1 protein-coding gene and 1 pseudogene are annotated in these 1742 nt (G+C 69.3%); both read left to right on the forward strand.

Annotated features, from left to right (window positions below; genetic code table 11):
* On the forward strand, positions 1-1396 hold a 1396-nt coding region (locus JMF90_RS35760), incomplete at its 5' end, for a xanthine dehydrogenase family protein molybdopterin-binding subunit (RefSeq protein ID WP_201317124.1).
* Positions 1397-1411: 15 nt separating this feature from the next.
* Positions 1412-1742 (forward strand): annotated as a pseudogene (locus tag JMF90_RS35765) (cytochrome c); the annotation flags it as partial.

Genomic DNA, 1742 nt, shown 5'->3' on the forward strand with positions numbered 1-1742 from the left:
TCGCCAGGTCGTGCGCGTCGACAATGCGGTCGCGGTGGTCGGCGATCACACGTGGGCCGCGAAGCGCGGCGCATCGGCGCTCGTCGTGAAGTGGAACGAAGGCGCGGGCGCGAAGGTGTCGACCAAGGACCTGTTCGCGGATCTCGCGCAGGCGGCGGCGAACGGCAAGGGCGCGGTCGCACGCAAGGAAGGCGACGTCGGCAAGGCGTTCGCGAACGCGAAGACGCGCGTCGACGCCGTCTACGAACAGCCGCTGCTCGCCCACGCGACGATGGAGCCGGTGAACTGCACGGTGCACGTGCGTGGCGACGGCTGCGAGATCTGGGTCGGCACGCAAGTACCGACCCGCGCACGCGACACGGCGCAGCAATTGACCGGGCTGTCGCCGGACAAGATCGTCGTGCACAACCATCTGCTCGGTGGCGGATTCGGCCGACGGCTCGAGACCGACATGATCGGCCAGGCCGTGAAGGTCGGCAAACAGGTCAACGCACCGGTGAAGGTGATCTGGACGCGCGAGGAAGACGTCCAGCACGACATGTACCGGCCGTGCTACCACGACGCGATCTCGGCCGGCCTCGACGCGAACGGCAAACCGGTCGCGTGGCAGCACCGGATCGTCGGCTCGTCGATCCTCGCGCGCTTCGCGCCGCCCGCGGTCAAGGACGGCGTCGATCCCGACGCGGTCGAGGTCGCGGCCGAACTGCCGTACGACCTGCCGAACCAGCTGGTCGACTACGTGCGCCAGGAGCCGCGCCACGTGCCCACCGCGTTCTGGCGCGGCGTCGGGCCGACGCGCAGCACGTTCGTCGTCGAAAGCTTCATCGACGAACTGGCCGCGCAGACCAAGACCGACCCGGTGCAGTACCGCCGCGCGCTGCTCGACAAGACGCCGCGCGCCCGCAACGTGCTCGACGTCGCGACGAAGGCGGCCGGCTGGGGCACATCGCTGCCGAAGGGGCAAGGGCGCGGCGTGTCGGTGATGCACGCGTTCGGCAGCTTCTTCTCGATCGTCATCGACGTCGCGGTGGACGGCGGCGAGGTGCAGGTCAAGCGCGCCGTGTGCGCGGTCGATTGCGGGATGTACGTCAATCCGAACACGATCGAGGCGCAGGTGCAGGGCGGCATCATCTTCGGGATCACGGGCGCGCTGTACGGCGAGATCACGATCGAGGACGGCCGCGTCGTGCAGACCAACTTCAACGACTACCGGATGATGCGAATCAACGAGGTGCCCCCGATCGAAGTCCATCTGGTGAAGAGCGGCGAGGCGCCGGGCGGGATCGGCGAGCCGGGCACGGCCGCGACCGCGGCGGCGCTGTCGAACGCGATCTTCGCGGCCACCGGCACGCGGCTGCGCAAGCTGCCGGTCGGCAACCAGCTGAAAACGGCCTGAGGGGAGGGGACAACGATGCGATATCTCACCCTGAACCTGAACACGCTCCGCGCGTGGCTGTTCGCGCTATCCGCTCTGGTGATCGGCACGGCTGCGCATGCCGCGCAGACGGCGCCCGCCGACAGCGCGCTCGTCGCCCGCGGCGCGTATCTGGCGAAAGCCGGCGACTGCGTCGCGTGCCACACCGCGCCGCGCGGCACGCCGTTCGCGGGCGGCCTGAAGATGGTCACGCCGATGGGCGCGATCTACACGACCAACATCACGCCCGACCCGGAGACGGGCATCGGCGGCTATACCGAAGCGGATTTCGCCAGCGCGTTGCGCAAGGGCGTCGCGAAGGACGGTC

The sequence above is a fragment of the Burkholderia sp. E168m23 genome, assembly GCF_016586125.1.
In the GTDB taxonomy this organism is placed as follows: domain Bacteria; phylum Pseudomonadota; class Gammaproteobacteria; order Burkholderiales; family Burkholderiaceae; genus Burkholderia; species Burkholderia orbicola.